This is a genomic window from Kitasatospora sp. NPDC002227 (assembly GCF_040296285.1).
Taxonomy (GTDB): Bacteria; Actinomycetota; Actinomycetes; order Streptomycetales; family Streptomycetaceae; genus Kitasatospora.
Genome location: NZ_JBEOWY010000045.1, coordinates 21214 through 36495 on the forward strand (window position 1 = coordinate 21214; position 15282 = coordinate 36495).

The window sequence follows — 15282 nt, forward strand, 5'->3', positions numbered from 1 at the left end:
CGGGCGGCGTGGCACCGAAATTCCCGTCTGCCGGCTGCTGCTCCGGCTCCGTCCGGGAAATGGCCGAACTGCCATGAGTCCGAAGCCCCGACCCGGACGCGGCCGCTGCCAGAAACGGACTTGACGTCCTCTCAGAGCACGACGGAGCAGGGCCCGGTGGGCGGTGTGGTCAGCGGCGGGTGTCCCGCGATTCTGCCAGGTCCGTCCCCTGGGCCGCACGGGTGGCCTCGGTACTGGGTGAGCCCCGCAGGAGCTGGGCGAGCGGCACGGCGAGCAGGGCGCCGAGGAACGGGCCCAGCAGGTAGATCCAGAGGGGGCCGCCGTGGCCGCCGAGGAGGATCGGGGCCAGGCTGCGGGCCGGGTTCATGGCGGCGCCTGTGATAGGTCCTGCCCACAGGCCCGCCAGGGTGATGTAGCCGCCGATGGCGATCGCGGCGTTGTGGCCGATGTTCCGCGCGCCGGAGGAGGTGCCGAGGATGACTGTCATCAGCCCCATCGAGAGGAGGACCTCGAGGGTGAAGCCGGCCGCCGGGCTCACCCCGGGCGTCAGCCGGTTCGCACCGAGTCCGCCAGCGGTGCCGAACAGGGCCCGCAGTACCCCGGCCGCCGCCAAGGCCCCGGCCAGCTGGGCGAGCAGGTAGCCCGGGACGCGGTGCCACGGGAAGTGCCGCCGGACGGCGAAGGCCACCGTCACCGCCGGGTTGAGGTGGGCGCCGGAGGTCTCGCCGAGCGTGTAGATCAGGGCCAGCACCATGAGTCCCGGCGCCGTGACCGCTGCCGTGCGGCTCACCGCGCCGTGGGTGGCCGCCGCGACCACGCCACCGCCGGCGGCGGTGAGCACCAGGAAGAACGTGCCGACCGCCTCGGCGGCCAGCCGGCGTCGGTGGGCCGGTTGTACTGCTCTCATCGTGTGTCCCTCCCGGACGACCTGCGGCGGGATGCGCGGGTGTTTTCATGGTGGCGGCTGGGGTCGGCGTCGGCTTGGTCCGATCGGCCCGGATCCGGCGGGAAAGGTCCCGGGCCGGGCCTCGGCGGCGAGCCCGGGGCGGGAACCGGCCGCTCTCGGCCGTCCGCACCCGGCGGCGGGGGTGATCTGCGAGAATCTGGCCTGCGTCGGCCGACAGAGGAGGGGTTACCGGTGGGTGACGGCGAGGCACGGTCCCGGATTCCGCAGCTGCGGCTGGACGAACTGCTGGAGGAGCTGCAGGCGCGGATCGACGCAGCGCGCGGCACCCGGGACAGGGTGCACAGCCTGCTGGAGGCCGTGCTGTCGGTCGGCCGGGAGCTGGACCTGACGCAGGTGCTGCGGCAGATCGTGGAGACGGCCGCCGCGCTGGTGGACGCCCGGTACGCGGCCCTCGGGGTGATCGGGCCGGACGGCGAGACGCTCTCGCAGTTCCTGACGGTGGGCCTGAGCGAGGAGCAGATCGCCCGGATCGGCCCGTACCCGACCGGCAAGGGGCTGCTCGGTGAGCTGATCCGGCACCCCGAGGCGCTGCGCCTGGCGGACCTGTCCGAGCACCCGGCCTCGTACGGCTGCCCGGTGCACCACCCGGTGATGCGCAGTTTCCTCGGGGTACCGGTGCGGGTGCGGGACGATGTGTTCGGCAACCTGTACCTGACCGACAAGCGCGGCGGTGAGGAGTTCGACGCGGACGACGAGTCGGTGATCTCCACCCTCGCGGTGGCCGCCGGGGTGGCCATCGACAATGCCCGGCTGTTCGAGGAGGCGCAGCGTCAGCAGCGGTGGCTGAGCGCCAACGCCGAGATCACCCGGGCGCTGCTGTCCGGCAGCGCGCGGTCGGAGGTGGTCGGGCTGGTCGCCCAGCGGGCCCGGGAGATCACGGGGGCGGAGCTGGCGGAGGTGTCGGTGCCGGTGGCCGGGGCGGACACCGTCCGGGTCGAGCTGGCGCTCGGCGGGGAGGACGGTCGGGCGGGTCTTGAGGTGCCGTTGGCGGGTTCGCTGCCCGGGTTGGCCTGTGCGGCCGGGGCGTCGGTGACCACTTCCGACCTCCCCGGCGACCCGCGTCTGACGGTCGGGGCCGGGGCCTTCGCCGGGCTCGGGCCGGCGGTGGCCGTGCCGCTGGGGCGGTCGAAGGAGCAGGTGGCGGGGCTGCTGCTGCTGGCCCGGCGGGCCGGGGAGCCGGCCTTCACCGATCGGGAGACCGCTCCGCTGCTCGGCTTCGCCGACCAGGCGGCGCTGGCCCTGGAGCTGGCCGAGCGGCGGCGCGACGCGGAGCAGCTGGCGATGCTGGAGGACCGGGACCGGATCGCGCGGGACTTGCACGATCTGGCGATCCAGCGGCTGTTCGCCACCGGGATGACGCTGCAGAGCGCGGCCCGGTTCGTGGAGCACCCGGGTGCCTCGGAACGGGTGCTCCGGGCGGTGGCGGACCTGGACGAGACGATCAAGATCATCCGTTCCACGATCTTCGGCCTGCGGGCCAGGGAGAGCGGCGAGGCGCAGGGTCTGCGGGCCAGGGTGGTCCGGGCGGCCGAGGAGGCGCAGGCCGGGCTCGGGTTCGCGCCCCGGGTGAGCCTGGAGGGGCTGCTGGACACCGACGTCCCGGCGGAGACGGCGGACCACGTGATGGCGGTGCTGGGTGAGTTGCTGAGCAACGCCGCCCGGCATGCGGGGGCGCGCCGGGTGGAGGTGAGCCTGCGGGCGACCGGAAGCCAGGTGGTGCTCGCGGTACAGGACGACGGGGTCGGCATCCTGGAGCAGGGGCGGCGCAGCGGACTGCGGAACCTGGCCGAGCGGGCCGAGCAGGTCGCCGGGAGTTTCGAGGTGCTCAGCCCGCCCGAGGGCGGCACCCGACTGGTGTGGACGGCGCCGATCGGGGGGTGACAAGGCCCTCAGCCGGGGGCCGCTGTCTCTGCGAGGCGGTGGCCGGTGACGAGTTCGGGGCGGATCCGGATCCAGACCCGGCCAGGCTCCTCGCCCGGGTGCGGCATCACGTCCTCGGCGGGCGCGTGCGGCGGGTCGTCGGCGAGATCCGCGCGGCCGAGGACGGTCACACTCCACCCGGAGCCGTCGGCCCCGCTCAGCTCCCCGACCTCGAAGGCCACGAGGGCACCGCTGACCGCGCGGACCAGCTCGGACCCGGCGGGAGCGCGGAACAGGACGGAAGCGTCGACACCGAGGTGGTACCGGACCGGCAGGACCGCGGGCAGGGCGCCCACGGTGTAGACGACCCGGCCGACCGAGGCACGGGCCAGCAGGCGCAGGCACTCCACCTCGGCGAGTGGGGTGCCGACGGGCGCGGCGGGGGTGGCGGGGCTACGGCTCATACCGTCCATGGTCGGCGGCGGCGCCCGGCGGCGGCAGGGCCGTTCGGTCCTCCTGGCCCGGCCGGGTGGCCTGCTCGTGGCACGGGTTTCAGTGGCCCCGGTGAGAGGCCGGCTGGGCCGTGACCTGGGTGGCGATGACAGCGGCCTGGACGCGGCGTTCGACGCCGAGCTTGGCGAGCAGGCGCGAGATGTGGTTCTTGACGGTCTTCTCCGCCAGGAAGATCCGCTCGCCGATCTGGCGGTTGGTCAGGCCCTCGCCGATCAGGGCGAGGATCTCCCGTTCGCGGGCGGTGAGGCTGGGGAACTCGGGTTCGGCCGGGGCGGCGTCCGAGCGCAGCCGGGCCATCAGCCGGGTGGCGGCACCGGGGTCGAGCATGGACTGGCCGGAGGCCACGGTACGGACGGCGGAGACCAGGTCGGTGCCGCTGATCTGCTTGAGGACGTAGCCCGCGGCGCCGGCCATCACCGAGTCGAGCAGGGCGTCCTCGTCGTCGAAGGAGGTGAGGATCAGGCAGGCCAGGTCGGGCATCCGCGAGCGCAGCTCGCGGCAGACCGTCACGCCGTCGCCGTCGGGCAGGCGCATGTCGAGGATGGCGACGTCCGGCCGCAGCGCGGGCACCCGGGCGAGCGCCTGCTCGACCGTGGCGGCCTCGCCGATGACGGTGAGATCCGGCTCGGCGTCGAGCAGGTCGTACACGCCGCGGCGGACCACCTCGTGGTCGTCGAGGAGGAACACCTTGACGGGGGTGGCGGGCCGGGCGGGGGCGGTGTCCGTCATCATCTCTCCGGGGACTTCTGACCAGCTGTGGGGCGGGGAACGAAAGCTTCCAGGAGTCTGACGCACGTGCGCACCCGCCGGTAGGGCCGGAAGGCCCCATCTGCGGGTGCGCGTGACGTCCGGTCAGGCGGGGAGCCGGACGAGTTCGTCCAGGACGGTCGGAGCCGGCCGTCGAGGAGTGGGGAACCCGGCCGGGCCGTAGCCCACCCGCAGGAGCACCTGTGGCACGTGGTGGCGAGCCCCGGGGCGGGCGAGACGGCGCCGCAGGTCGGGCCACTCCATGGCCTGGTGCAGCAGGGAGGCACGTACGCCGTGCAGGGTGAGGACCAGCAGGACGTGCTGGAGGGCCTGTCCGGCGCGCAGCCAGTCGGCCGGGCTGTCGTGGGCGGTGGTGAGCAGCAGGAGTTGCGGTTCTGACTCGAAGACGGTGTGGCCGCGTGGCCGCTCTGGGTCGAAGGCGCGGACGGGGAGCAGACCGGCCGAGTCCGCCGGGCCGCAGGCGTACGCGGGCAGGCCCCAGTCCCGCCGCGGTCCGCTCACGCAGGAGCCGCTCTCCGCACGCCGAGCGGGGTCGAGCGAGTTGCGCAGCTCGGCTTCGGCGGTGAGCCGGAGCCAGTCCGCCCGCTCGCCCGGACCGGGGCGGTGCAGCTCGGCGCCGTCGAGCCTGGCGGCGTCGGCCAGTTCGGTGAGCACGGTCTCCGGCACCGGCTCGGGGGTGAACGGCAGCCGGCTGCTGCGGCGGCGCCAGATCGCCCGGTGCAGGTCCGGCCGCTGGAGCAGAGCCGCCCGGGGCGGCCCGGCCAGTCGTACGGCGGCCAGCAGGTCCGGCGTGCCAGGGCAGGGGAGCAGCCGGGTGACGGGCTCCCAGCCCTGGTGGACGGCGGCTGCCTGGAGGTTGCGCAGGGCGGCGCCGACGGAGATGTGCACCGCCCTGCCGTCCGGATCGGTGGCCGGGAGCTGGAGGCGAGGAGCTGAGTGGACGTGCACCGTCCGGGCGGCCCGGTCGAGGCGGAACCGCCAGGGCTGGGTGTTGTGCAGGGAGGGGGCCGCGGTGGCCGCGGTGACGAGGGTGAGCGCGACGCCTTCGGTGAGGGAGCGAGCCGGCATGCGGGGGCTGTCCTTGTCGGTGTGGTGTGCGGGGCGGACCGGTGCTGGACCTGGCTCGTCAGTCGTGCGGGACGACCGCGACCGGGGCGGCGGCGTGGTGCAGCACGGCGTGGGCCACGGCGCCCAGCCGCAGGCCGAGGTCATGGCGGCGTTCGCGGCGGCCGATGATCACCAGGTCTGCCGCCGAACGCGGCTCCAGGAGCGCCTGCACCGCACCGTCGCGCCGTACCTGCGGGCGGAACTCGACCTCCGGGTACTTGGCCTGCCACGGTGCGAGCGCCTCGGTCAGCAGCGTCTCCTCCGCCGTCTGGAGCTCGGCCACGTCCACCTGCGGCGGGAACCAGCCCGGGGTGGCGTACACCGCCTCCAGCGACCAGCCGTGGACCACGTGCAGCGGGACGCCGCGCAGGCGGGCCTCCCGGACGGCGAACTCCAGCACCTCGGCGGCCGGCTGGCGCGCGTCGAGGCCCAGCAGCAGCCGGCCGGGCGCGCCCTCCTCGGTGGCGCGGACGAGCACCGTCGGGGTGCCCGCCCGGGCGGCCACCGCGAGACTGACCGACCCCAGCAGCAGTTCGGCGAAGCCGCCGAGACCCCGGGTGCCGAGCACCAGCAGCTCGCTCTCCCGGGCGCCGATGACCAGGCCCTCGACGGGGGAGTCCGTCACGGTGACGGCCTCGACGGCCAGGCCGGGGTGGTCCCGCCGGAGCTCCTCGACCGTGTGGTCGAGCGCCTGCCGGGCGGCGGCGCGCAGGTCGCCGGTGCGGGTGCCGTCCGGTGCCTGGTGGCGCAGCCAGGGCCAGCAGTGCAGCAGCCGCAGGCCGGTGCCGCGCCGCTGCGCCTCGGCGGCGGCCCAGCGGGCGGCCGCATCGCTGTGCGGGGATCCGTCGACGCCGGCCAGGACGTAGCTCTTCATGATGGGTCCTCTCCCTCGGCCGGGGCGGTCCCTCCGCCCGGCAGAACAGGACTCTGGCCGACCAGGGAAGCCGGCCGGGAGGGCCGACCGGGCCTGCTCGCGGGCCGGTGGTCCCGACCGTCGCGGGTCGGGACGGACGGCTCGGCGCCAGGGACGTTCGGCCCTCGGCCCGGTGGCGCGCCGCGCGGCAGGCTGAGTGGGTCGGAAGGCCCGCACGGTCGCGGGTCGGACGGCTCCGACACTCCCGTGCGGCGCACCGCACGGGCAGGGCCCGGCCCCGCTGTGGGGGCTCGGTCGGGCCACCACGGGCAGGGCCGGGGAACGCGTGGGGGCGTCCCCGGCCCTGCCGTACGTCGCGTCGGCCCCTGCGTCCGATGGGGCAGCCGCCACCTTCGAGACGACTGGAGACGTCGCCATGGAACTGCCTGTCACGGTCGGGGTGGACACCTCCGCCGCGAGTCTGGCGGCGGCCGAGTGGGCCGCCGCCGAGGCGGCGCTGCGGGGCCGGCCGCTCCGGGTCCTGCACGCGCTGCCGCTGATGCCGCACCTGCTGCCCAGCTGGGCGGCAACCAGGCCGGAGCCGGCCGCACTGCTGCACGGGGTGGGGCACGTGCTAGCTCAGCGTCACCCCTTCTTGCCCACCCGCACCGAGGAGGTGCGCGACCTCGCCACGGCGGCACTGGTGGCGGCTGCCGAGGACGCAGAGCTGCTGGTGCTGGCAGCGCGGGGTGACGGTGGCTTCCCCGGGCTGCGGGTCGGCTCCACCGCGTTGCGGGTGGCCGCCCGGGCCGGGTGCCCGACGGTGCTGTTGCCCGCCGCTCCGCTCGGCCGGCAGCACCGGGAGGAGGTGGTGGTCGGAGTGGACGCCCGCTCGCCCGCCGAGGCGGCGCTGGAGTTCGCCTTCGCCGCCGCTGCCCGGTACGGGCTCCCGCTGCGGGCACTGCAGGCGGGCCGGTGCCCCGGCGGCCCGGCCGACGAGGCCGAGCTGTTGGCGCAGGTGCTGGCTCCATGGCAGCGGACCCACCCCGAGGTCGAGCTGTGGGCCACGACGGAGTACGGCGGAGGGGGCCAGGTGCTGGTCGCTGCCTCGGAGAAGTCGCGTCTTCTGGTGCTGGGCCGTCGATCGACCGGCTCCGGCCTCGGGTCGGTGGCGCACGCCGTGCTCCACCACGCGGACTGTCCTGTCGCCCTCGTCCCCCAGAGCTGAGTCTCGCCGTCGTTCGGTGTCGCCCGGTGGTTCCTCCGTCATGCCGTAGGACTGCGACCAGCGGCGTTCGAACAGGGACAGCAAGTGTGACAGCAGGCCGGATCGACGGATGATCAGCGCACCCTGGGTGATGTCGTCCGGGTCGGTGGCCACCAGGGCGGTCCGCCGATCGAAGATCACCATCCGCTCCAGCGGGCTGGTCGTGCCGCGTACCTCGGCTCCCTGCTCCGTCAGCTCCACCGCGAAGCGACGGACCGTCCCGGAGTCGAGCGCGCTGCTGTGCAGGACGGTCCGCATCCGCAGGCCGCGGCGCAGGTACTTCAGGTCGGAACGCCTGACCGAGTCGAGGGCGGCGGTGAGGATCGGCCCCGGGTGTGTGGTCAGCCGCTCCTCGCGGGCGAGGAAGGACAACTCGTCGACGCACTCCACCACCTGGTCGAGCCCTTCGCTCTGCATGCCGTGCCGCCGAAACCTTCGCTCAGCCTCGGCCGGACGGAGGTGACCGGTGCCGACGAGTCGGTCCCGCTGATGGTCGGTGCGGCCGCGGCCGCCCTGGCCGGTGGAGCGATCCTGGTGAGCCGCCGGCGGCTCACCAGCGTTCAGGGCGCGGAGCAGGGCCCGGGCGACCTGCCGTAGCGGTGCGGGCCGCCTGCGGCCGGGCGGGACACACCGGGACCTTCGGCGCCGGGCGGAGGCGCTCCGGCCCCTGGGGCGAGGGGTGCTCGAGGTCGGACGCTACGTGTCCAGGACGCGGGCCGCCGAGGGGCGGGCCCGCAGGGACGTGAGGAGGGAACTGGGATGGACCAGGCAGTGGTGGTGGGGGTCGACGGGTCGGCCCGGAGTGCGGCGGCGGCGGACTGGGCGGCCCAGGCGGCCCGGCGCAGCGGTCGGCCGCTGCGGATGCTGTACGTGGCGGGCGCCGAGCCCGAGTCGGCCTCGGCCGGTACCTTCCCGCTGCCCGTCGCGGCGGTACGGGAGGTGATCGCCGACCGCTACCCGGAGGTGGAGCTGCGCTGCGAGCGGACACCGGGGGACCCGAAGTACGTGCTGGCGGCGGCCGGTGAGCGCTCGGGGCTGCTGGTGCTCGGCTCCCGGGCGCTCGGGGCATTCGGCGGGACCCTGGTGGGTTCGGTGGGGCTCGGGGCGGCGGCGCATTCCCGGTGCCCCGTGGTGCTGGTCCGGGCCGGGGCCGCGAACCAGGGCGGGTACCCCGGCGAGGTGGTGGTGGGGGTCGAGGGCGGACGCCCCTGCGACGCGGTGCTCGGGTTCGCCTTCGCGCAGGCCGCCGAGCGGGGCGTCGTCCTGCGGGCGGTGGAGAGCCGGACGCAGGCGGCCGGCCGGTACCGCACCGAGGCGCCGATGGAGCCATGGGAGATCCGCGACGCCGTCCTCGCCGCCGAGGAAACCACCCTGCGGGACGCCCTGGCGCGGTGGCGGGAGAAGTACCCCGCGGTGCGCACCGTGGCCGAGGTCGTGCCCGAGCCGGCGGCCAAGGTGCTGACCGAGTCGTCCCGGGCCGCCTCGCTCCTGGTGCTGGGGCGCCGCTCGCCCGGCCACCCGATGGCCGCGCCCCACCTGGGGCCGGTGGCGCACGCGGTACTGCACCACGCGCACTGCCCGGTCGCCGTCGTCCCGCACGACTGACGGCAGATCAACGGGACGTCTCCGGGGCCTTGGCCGGACACGGCGAAGGCCCCGGGAGCTGCCGGGACTCATAGGGAGTTCAGAGCCGATTGGTGATGACCCGTCAAGTTGACCGGTGGCAGACTGCCGTGGCCGGAGCCCGGCGGACCGGGCGCCGTTCCTCCCGTGACCCCTTGGAGCACAGCTATGTCCGCACTTCCCGCAGCCCGGACCGGCACAGCCTGGCTCGCGTCCGCACTATGTCTCGCCGTCACGCTGATCCACGTGCAGGACCAGGGCGGGTTCCCCGGCGACAAGGAGCCGTCCTATGTCGGAGCCGGCTACTACGTGCTGGAGCTGGCGGGCCTGCTGGTGGCGGGCCTGTTGCTGACCGGCCGGCGGACCGGCGTGGCGTCCTGGCTGCTGGCGGCCGGGGTCGGCCTCGGGCCGCTGGCGGGGTACGTCCTCTCGCGCGGCCCAGGCCTGCCCGACTACACGGACGACAAGGGCAACTGGACCGAGCCGTTGGGCCTGGTCAGCCTCCTGGTGGAGCTCGTGCTCGTGGTGGTGGCGCTGCTCGCGCTGCGATCGGCCGGGCGGGCGCAGACGGTTCCGGCGGAGGGCTGAGCCAAGCCCGGAGACAGCCGCCCGGGCGCCGAGCGGCCCTGCGACGGGGACCGAACGGCCCTGGGGCGGGGCCCGGAGCCGGGGCGAGGATGGGCCCGGCCCGCCGTCGGCGACCGGTGCAGCCCGTCCGATCGCGGATCCTGCACCTGAACGGCTGGAAGATCGCCAACCCGACCGTGCTGTCCCGGCTGCCCGAGGCCGAGCTGGACGCCCTGCTGCGCGGTTACGGCCACCTGCCGCTGTACGTCACCGGCCGCGACCCGCTCGCCGTGCACCGGGCGATGGCCGAGGCGATGGACACCGCACTGGACCGGATCGCCGCCATCCAGTACGAGGCCCGGACCGACGGCAGTACCCGGCGCCCGCACTTGCCGATGATCGTGCTGCGCACCCCCAAGGGCTGGACCGGGCCGGCCGAGGTGGACGGCGTGCCTGTCGAGGGCACCTGGCGGGCTCACCAAGTGCCGCTCGACCAAGTCCGGGACAACCCCAGGCACCTGGCGTCAGCTGCGAGGAGACGGCCCGCCCTCTGCCGTGGGGGTCGCTGGCGGGCCGTTTGCCGAACCCCGACCCCGGCGGTTCCTCCGCGACCGAGTCGAGTCGGGTGTCGGCAGGCCGGCCGGATGACCTGGTGTCAGGGGGTGCCGAGGCCGGTCTCCTCGAGGTCGAGGTCGCGCTGCAGCTGCCGCCGGGTGGTGTCGCTGACCAGGTGGTCGTCGTAGAGGTGGCGCAGGGCGGTGGTCTGGACGGCGATGACCTCGCGGCGCAGCGCACGGTACGAGGCCAGGGCGGGGGCACCGGTGGCCGGTTCGTCGCCCTGCTCGAGCCGGGCCTCCAGGCCGCGCCGGACGCGGTCGACGACGTGTTCGGGGATGCTCTCCAGGTCGGTGAGTTGGTCGAGGTGGACGAGACCTGCCCGGGTGAGGGCCTCCCGGGCCTCGGCCTCCTCACGGGCGGTGTGCTCGGGTTCGAGGGCCAGACCGGACCGGTTGACCAGGGGAGCCAGGCTCAGGCCCTGGACGACCAGGGTGAAGACCACCACGGCGGTGGTCAGGACGAGCACCAGGGCGCGGCCGGGCAGCGGACGCCCGTCCTCGGCCGCCAGCGGGATGGAGAGCGCGGCGGCCAGCGGCATCACGCCGCGGGTGCCGGCCCAGCTGACCACGGCTGCCACCCGCCAGGAGGGCCGCCCCCGGTGGGACCGGACGGCGGTGGAGAGCGGGAGCATCCAGAACACCCGAAGGGCGATCAGGACGGCGGCGACGGCGAGGGCCTGGAGCGGCCAGGCCGCGCTGCCGGCGGGCAGCTCGCGGACCATCGCCGGTAGTTCGAGGCCGACGATGCTGAAGACCACGCTCTCCAGGAGGAAGATCACGACGGCGTATACCGCGTGCAGCTGGAGGCGGATCCGGGCGTCGGTGAGCCGGTGTCCGGAGTAGCCGAGCAGTACTCCGGCGACGACCACCGCGGTGACGCCGGAGGTGTGGGCGGATTCTGCGAGTACGTAGGCGCCGTACGGGGTGACCAGGGCGATGACGGTCTCGAGCACCGGGTCGGTGGTGAGGCGGCGGATCAGGGTGACGCCGGCGGCGACCGCCGCGCCGATGGCGCTGCCGCCCCCGGCCAGCACGGCGAACTGGGCACCGGCCGCCTGCCAGCTCACCGCGCCGGAAGCCACCGCGACGGTCACGGCGACCCGGAAGAGGACGAGCGAGGTGGCGTCGTTGAAGAGGCTCTCCGCCTGCACCAGCACCTGGACCCGCCCCGGGAGCGACAGGCGGCGGCCGAGTGCCGTGACCGCGACGGGGTCGGTACTGGCGAGCACCGCGCCGAGGACGAAGGCCATCGAGGCGGGCAGCGGAGTCAGCGCGGCGGCGAGGGCGCCGACCGTGGCGGCCGAGGCGAGCACCAGCCCGAAGACCAGGACGGTGACGGGGCGCCAGACCGACCGCAGGTCACGCAGCGAGAGTTCCTCGGCGGAGGCGTAGAGCAGCGGGGGCAGGACGACCAGGCCGATGGTCTCCGGGGCGATGTGCAGAGCGGGCGCACCGGGGACCAGGGCCACGCCGAGACCGGCCAGGACGAGCAGGGAGGGGGCGGGGACGCGCCAGCGCCTGGCTCCGGTGGCGACCGTGGTGGCCAGGACTATGAGGAGGAGGACCGCTCCCACCGCGCGCATCGGAGAAACCCCGGATCAGTTCACGAGGGCGCCGCGGCGGCTGCCGCAGTCCGTCCCCCGGCCGACCAGACTTCCCGGCACACCTGGCCTTCGATCTTATCAAGGGCTTATGGGCTCGTCGGTGGCCGAATGAGGCAGGAGCCGTGACGTGATCCTGGTGTGAGGTCAGGCGGCCTTCACCGGCCGGGAGAGGCTGTCCAGGGCGGCGCCCGCGTGGTCGGCCAGGGTCACCGCGACCAGCAGGGCCTGGCGGGAGGGCACCGCGCCCGGGGTGGGTTCCATCATGAACCGGCCCACGTACTTGCCGTTGCCGAACAGCCGCAGTTCCACACCCTCCTCCGGCAGGCCGAGGGCCTCGACGTCCCAGACGCGGTTGCCGACCCGTACGGAGCCGTCGTGCTGCAGGCTCGGCGGGCGGCCGAGCAGGGAGCCGTACTCGAAGCGGCAGCCGCGCAGCCGGAGCAGGTCGACGAGTTCGTCGCGGACGTGGTCCACCACGGTCAGCGCCGAATTGGCGTTGCGGGCCAGCACGGCGGTGTGGTGGACGCGGGCGAGGTAGCCGGCGTCGGTGATCGCTATCACCTGGAAGCGCCGGGCCCTGGCGGCCAGTTGGGAGACCGTCAGGCCAACGGCGAGCAGCAGTGCGGCGGTGGTGAGGTCGTCGGACTTGCTGATGGCGAGCCGCTCGTACGGCTCGGTGAAGAAGAGGTCGAACCAGACGGCGGAGCTCACCGCCGCCACGGCGCCCGCCAGCCGGTGGCCGAGGGCGGCCACCGCGACGACCACCACGACCAGCAGCAGGGCCACGTTGGTGTTGGCCAGGCTGCCCCGGAAGAGCAGCAGGACGGCGCTCAGCGCGAGCGGCGCGAGGAGTGCCGCGAGCAGGGAGAGCGGACCCGACGGGGCGAGGAATCGGCGCATGGTGCACCTCCTGCTCTCCGGTGTAGCAGCCGGAGAGCGGGCAGCGCGCCTTGGCCCGCCGGAATTGACGCGTTCCTGGCGTAGGCGGGGCGAGTTGCCGAAGCCATACGCCGGCGGCCAGCTCCCCGAGCCGGGGGCGTCGCTGTTGGGTACGGACGACACGTATCCAGGGGAAGACGTGGGTGAACGAGTGTCCGGCCCCGGAGACCGGCCCTGACGGAACCCTGCCGTGCGGGCGCCGAGTTCTGACGTGAGCTTCACGTGGTTGGGCCGGCCGTGTCAACGCTCCGTCAATGAGAGCTGGCTCAGCGTCAGGATTCTGTCAGTGGAGGCATGTCAGGACTGGGTGGCCCACTTGGCTGGGCCGGTCTTCGTCCAACGCCCAGAAGGTCTGCCGCATGCTTCCCCAGACTCTTGAGAAGGACTCCGCCACCCCTGCCCCGGCAGCACCGGCGCGCAGCCGGCACCGGGTTACGGGCGGTGCGCTGTTCGATCCGGCGCAGCTGCTCGCCGCGCTGCCGGAGGCGCTGCGCAAGCTGCATCCCCGGGTGATGGTGCGCAACCCGGTGATGTTCGTGGTCGAGGTCGGGTCGGCGCTGACCACGTTGTCGGCGGTCGTGCAGCCGAGCCTGTTCACCTGGCTGATCAGCGCCTGGTTGTGGCTGACGGTGGTGTTCGCCAACCTGGCCGAAGCGGTGGCGGAAGGGCGGGGCAAGGCGCAGGCGGCCTCGCTGCGCCAGGCCCGGCAGGGGACCACGGCGCGGCGGCTGCGCAACTGGCGGGTCGGGGTGGCCCGTCTCGAGGAGGAGAGCGTGGCGGCGGCGGAGCTGCGGCTGCGTGACTTCGTGGTGGTGGAGGCGGGGGAGACCATCCCCGGGGACGGTGACGTGGTCGAGGGTGTGGCTGCCGTGGACGAGTCGGCGATCACGGGTGAGTCGGCGCCGGTGATCCGGGAGGCCGGCGGCGACCGCTGCGCCGTCACCGGGGGCACGCGGGTGCTGTCGGACCGGATCGTCGTGCGGATCACCTCGCGGCCGGGGCTGACCTTCATCGATCGGATGATCGCCCTGGTCGAGGGCGCCGAGCGGAAGAAGACGCCGAACGAGATCGCGCTCAACCTGCTGCTGGCCTCGCTGACGATCGTGTTCATCCTGAGCGTGGTCACCCTGCAGCCGATCGCCATCTACGCGAGGGCCGAGCAGTCGACGGCTGTTCTGGTGGCGCTACTGGTGGCGCTGATCCCGACGACGATCGGGGCGTTGCTCTCGGCGATCGGCATCGCCGGGATGGACCGCCTGGTGCAGCGCAACGTGGTGGCGATGTCCGGGCGGGCGGTGGAGGCGGCGGGTGACGTGGACGTGCTGCTGCTCGACAAGACCGGCACCATCACGTACGGCAACCGGCAGGCGGTGCGGTTCCTGACCGCCCCCGGCGTGCCCGGCGACCGGCTGGCCGAGGCCGCGCAGCTGTCCTCGCTGGCGGACGAGACCCCGGAGGGCCGGTCGATCGTGGCGCTGGCAGGGCGGTACCGGCTGCGGGAGCGGGCGCCGGGTGAGCTGGGGGCGATGGAGTTCGTGCCGTTCAGCGCGCAGACCCGGATGAGCGGGGTGGATCTGGTCTGGCCGGACGGGGCGGTGATCGGCGTCCGTAAGGGCGCTTCGGCGGCGGTCTCGGCCTGGGTGTACGAGCGCGGCGGCCTGGTGCCGGGGGAGGTGCTCAAGACGGTGGACGTGATCTCGGCGGGCGGCGGCACCCCGCTGCTGGTGGCCGTCCATGACCAGCACGGTGCGCGGGTGATGGGCGTGGTGCAGCTCAAGGACGTGGTCAAGGACGGTATCCGCGAGCGCTTCGCCGAGCTGCGGCGGATGGGCATCCGGACCGTGATGGTGACGGGTGACAACCCACTGACCGCGCGGGCGATCGCGGGTGAGGCCGGGGTGGACGACTTCCTGGCGGAGGCGACCCCGGAGGACAAGCTCGCCCTGATCAAGCGGGAGCAGGAGGGCGGCAAGCTGGTCGCGATGACCGGGGACGGCACCAACGACGCCCCGGCCCTGGCGCAGGCCGACGTCGGGGTGGCGATGAACACCGGGACGTCCGCCGCGAAGGAGGCGGGGAACATGGTGGACCTGGACTCCAACCCGACCAAGCTGATCGAGATCGTCGAGGTCGGCAAGCAACTCCTCATCACCCGTGGTGCGTTGACCACCTTCTCGATCGCCAACGACGTGGCCAAGTACTTCGCGATCATCCCCGCGATGTTCGCCGGCGCCTACCCGGGGCTGCACCACCTCAATGTGATGGAGTTGCACAGCCCGACGTCTGCGATCACCTCGGCGATCATCTTCAACGCGCTGATCATCGTCGCGCTGATCCCGCTCGCCCTGCGCGGCGTCCGCTACCGGCCGGCCTCCGCCTCGCAGCTGCTCGCCCGCAATCTGCGGATCTTCGGGCTGGGCGGGCTGGTGCTGCCGTTCGTCGGCATCAAGCTGATCGACCTGCTGGTGGTGCAGTTCCTGTTCTGACGGGGCCTGTTCCGAGGGCGCTCGTCCTGAAGCGCTAAGACAGCGTAAGGAATCAGGCGACACGCGTCAGGGAGGCGTCAAGGGGAGATTCGACGGCCGTCGTACCGGCTT

13 protein-coding genes and 1 pseudogene are annotated in these 15282 nt (G+C 74.0%); 7 read left to right on the forward strand and 7 right to left on the reverse strand.

The window, feature by feature from the left end; all coding sequences use genetic code 11:
- Positions 1–169: 169 nt before the first annotated feature.
- Positions 170–907, reverse strand: a complete 738-nt coding sequence (locus ABT095_RS29760) for an MIP/aquaporin family protein (RefSeq protein ID WP_350532647.1) — start codon at positions 905–907, stop codon at positions 170–172.
- Positions 908–1138: 231 nt separating this feature from the next.
- Between ABT095_RS29760 and ABT095_RS29765 the strand changes: the two genes are divergently transcribed.
- The gene (locus tag ABT095_RS29765) at positions 1139–2848 is read left to right on the forward strand and encodes a sensor histidine kinase (protein WP_350532648.1); all 1710 of its coding nucleotides are present in this window, start codon (positions 1139–1141) and stop codon (positions 2846–2848) included.
- A gap of 8 nt (positions 2849–2856) precedes the next feature.
- On the opposite strand, the gene ABT095_RS29770 is transcribed toward ABT095_RS29765, so the two are convergent.
- From ABT095_RS29770 to ABT095_RS29785, 4 genes are all read right to left on the reverse strand, one after another.
- Positions 2857–3291, reverse strand: coding sequence for a pyridoxamine 5'-phosphate oxidase family protein (locus ABT095_RS29770; protein WP_350532649.1), 435 nt, complete (start codon positions 3289–3291; stop codon positions 2857–2859).
- Between the two features lie 88 nt (positions 3292–3379).
- Complete coding sequence (locus ABT095_RS29775; RefSeq protein ID WP_350532679.1) at positions 3380–4069, reverse strand: response regulator; 690 nt, start codon at positions 4067–4069, stop codon at positions 3380–3382.
- Positions 4070–4192: 123 nt separating this feature from the next.
- The gene (locus ABT095_RS29780; RefSeq protein WP_350532650.1) at positions 4193–5176 is read right to left on the reverse strand and encodes an Acg family FMN-binding oxidoreductase; all 984 of its coding nucleotides are present in this window, start codon (positions 5174–5176) and stop codon (positions 4193–4195) included.
- A 58-nt stretch (positions 5177–5234) separates the two neighbouring features.
- Complete coding sequence (locus ABT095_RS29785) at positions 5235–6089, reverse strand: universal stress protein (protein ID WP_350532651.1); 855 nt, start codon at positions 6087–6089, stop codon at positions 5235–5237.
- A gap of 415 nt (positions 6090–6504) precedes the next feature.
- Between ABT095_RS29785 and ABT095_RS29790 the strand changes: the two genes are divergently transcribed.
- The 5 genes and pseudogenes from ABT095_RS29790 to ABT095_RS29810 form a co-directional block, all read left to right on the forward strand.
- The gene (locus ABT095_RS29790) at positions 6505–7296 is read left to right on the forward strand and encodes a universal stress protein (RefSeq protein ID WP_350532652.1); all 792 of its coding nucleotides are present in this window, start codon (positions 6505–6507) and stop codon (positions 7294–7296) included.
- Positions 7297–7668: 372 nt separating this feature from the next.
- Complete coding sequence (locus ABT095_RS29795) at positions 7669–7932, forward strand: LPXTG cell wall anchor domain-containing protein (RefSeq protein WP_350532653.1); 264 nt, start codon at positions 7669–7671, stop codon at positions 7930–7932.
- Positions 7933–8094: 162 nt separating this feature from the next.
- Positions 8095–8940 carry a universal stress protein gene (locus ABT095_RS29800; protein ID WP_350532654.1) on the forward strand — a complete coding sequence of 282 codons (846 nt, stop codon included), beginning with the start codon at positions 8095–8097 and terminating at the stop codon, positions 8938–8940.
- Between the two features lie 186 nt (positions 8941–9126).
- Positions 9127–9546: a hypothetical protein gene (locus ABT095_RS29805; RefSeq protein WP_350532655.1), complete on the forward strand. Its 420-nt coding sequence runs from the start codon at positions 9127–9129 to the stop codon at positions 9544–9546.
- Positions 9547–9683: 137 nt separating this feature from the next.
- Positions 9684–10046, forward strand: a pseudogene (locus ABT095_RS29810) (phosphoketolase family protein); the annotation flags it as partial.
- Positions 10047–10180: 134 nt separating this feature from the next.
- Here the strand turns inward: ABT095_RS29810 and ABT095_RS29815 are convergent.
- Positions 10181–11725, reverse strand: coding sequence for a Na+/H+ antiporter (locus tag ABT095_RS29815; protein WP_350532656.1), 1545 nt, complete (start codon positions 11723–11725; stop codon positions 10181–10183).
- A 165-nt stretch (positions 11726–11890) separates the two neighbouring features.
- Positions 11891–12646: a DUF4118 domain-containing protein gene (locus tag ABT095_RS29820; protein WP_350532657.1), complete on the reverse strand. Its 756-nt coding sequence runs from the start codon at positions 12644–12646 to the stop codon at positions 11891–11893.
- 398 nt (positions 12647–13044) lie between these two features.
- On the opposite strand from ABT095_RS29820, the gene kdpB reads away from it, so the two are divergent.
- Positions 13045–15171 (forward strand): potassium-transporting ATPase subunit KdpB, encoded by a 2127-nt coding sequence (gene kdpB / locus ABT095_RS29825; RefSeq protein WP_350532658.1) that lies wholly within the window; start codon positions 13045–13047, stop codon positions 15169–15171.
- Positions 15172–15282 lie beyond the last annotated feature (111 nt).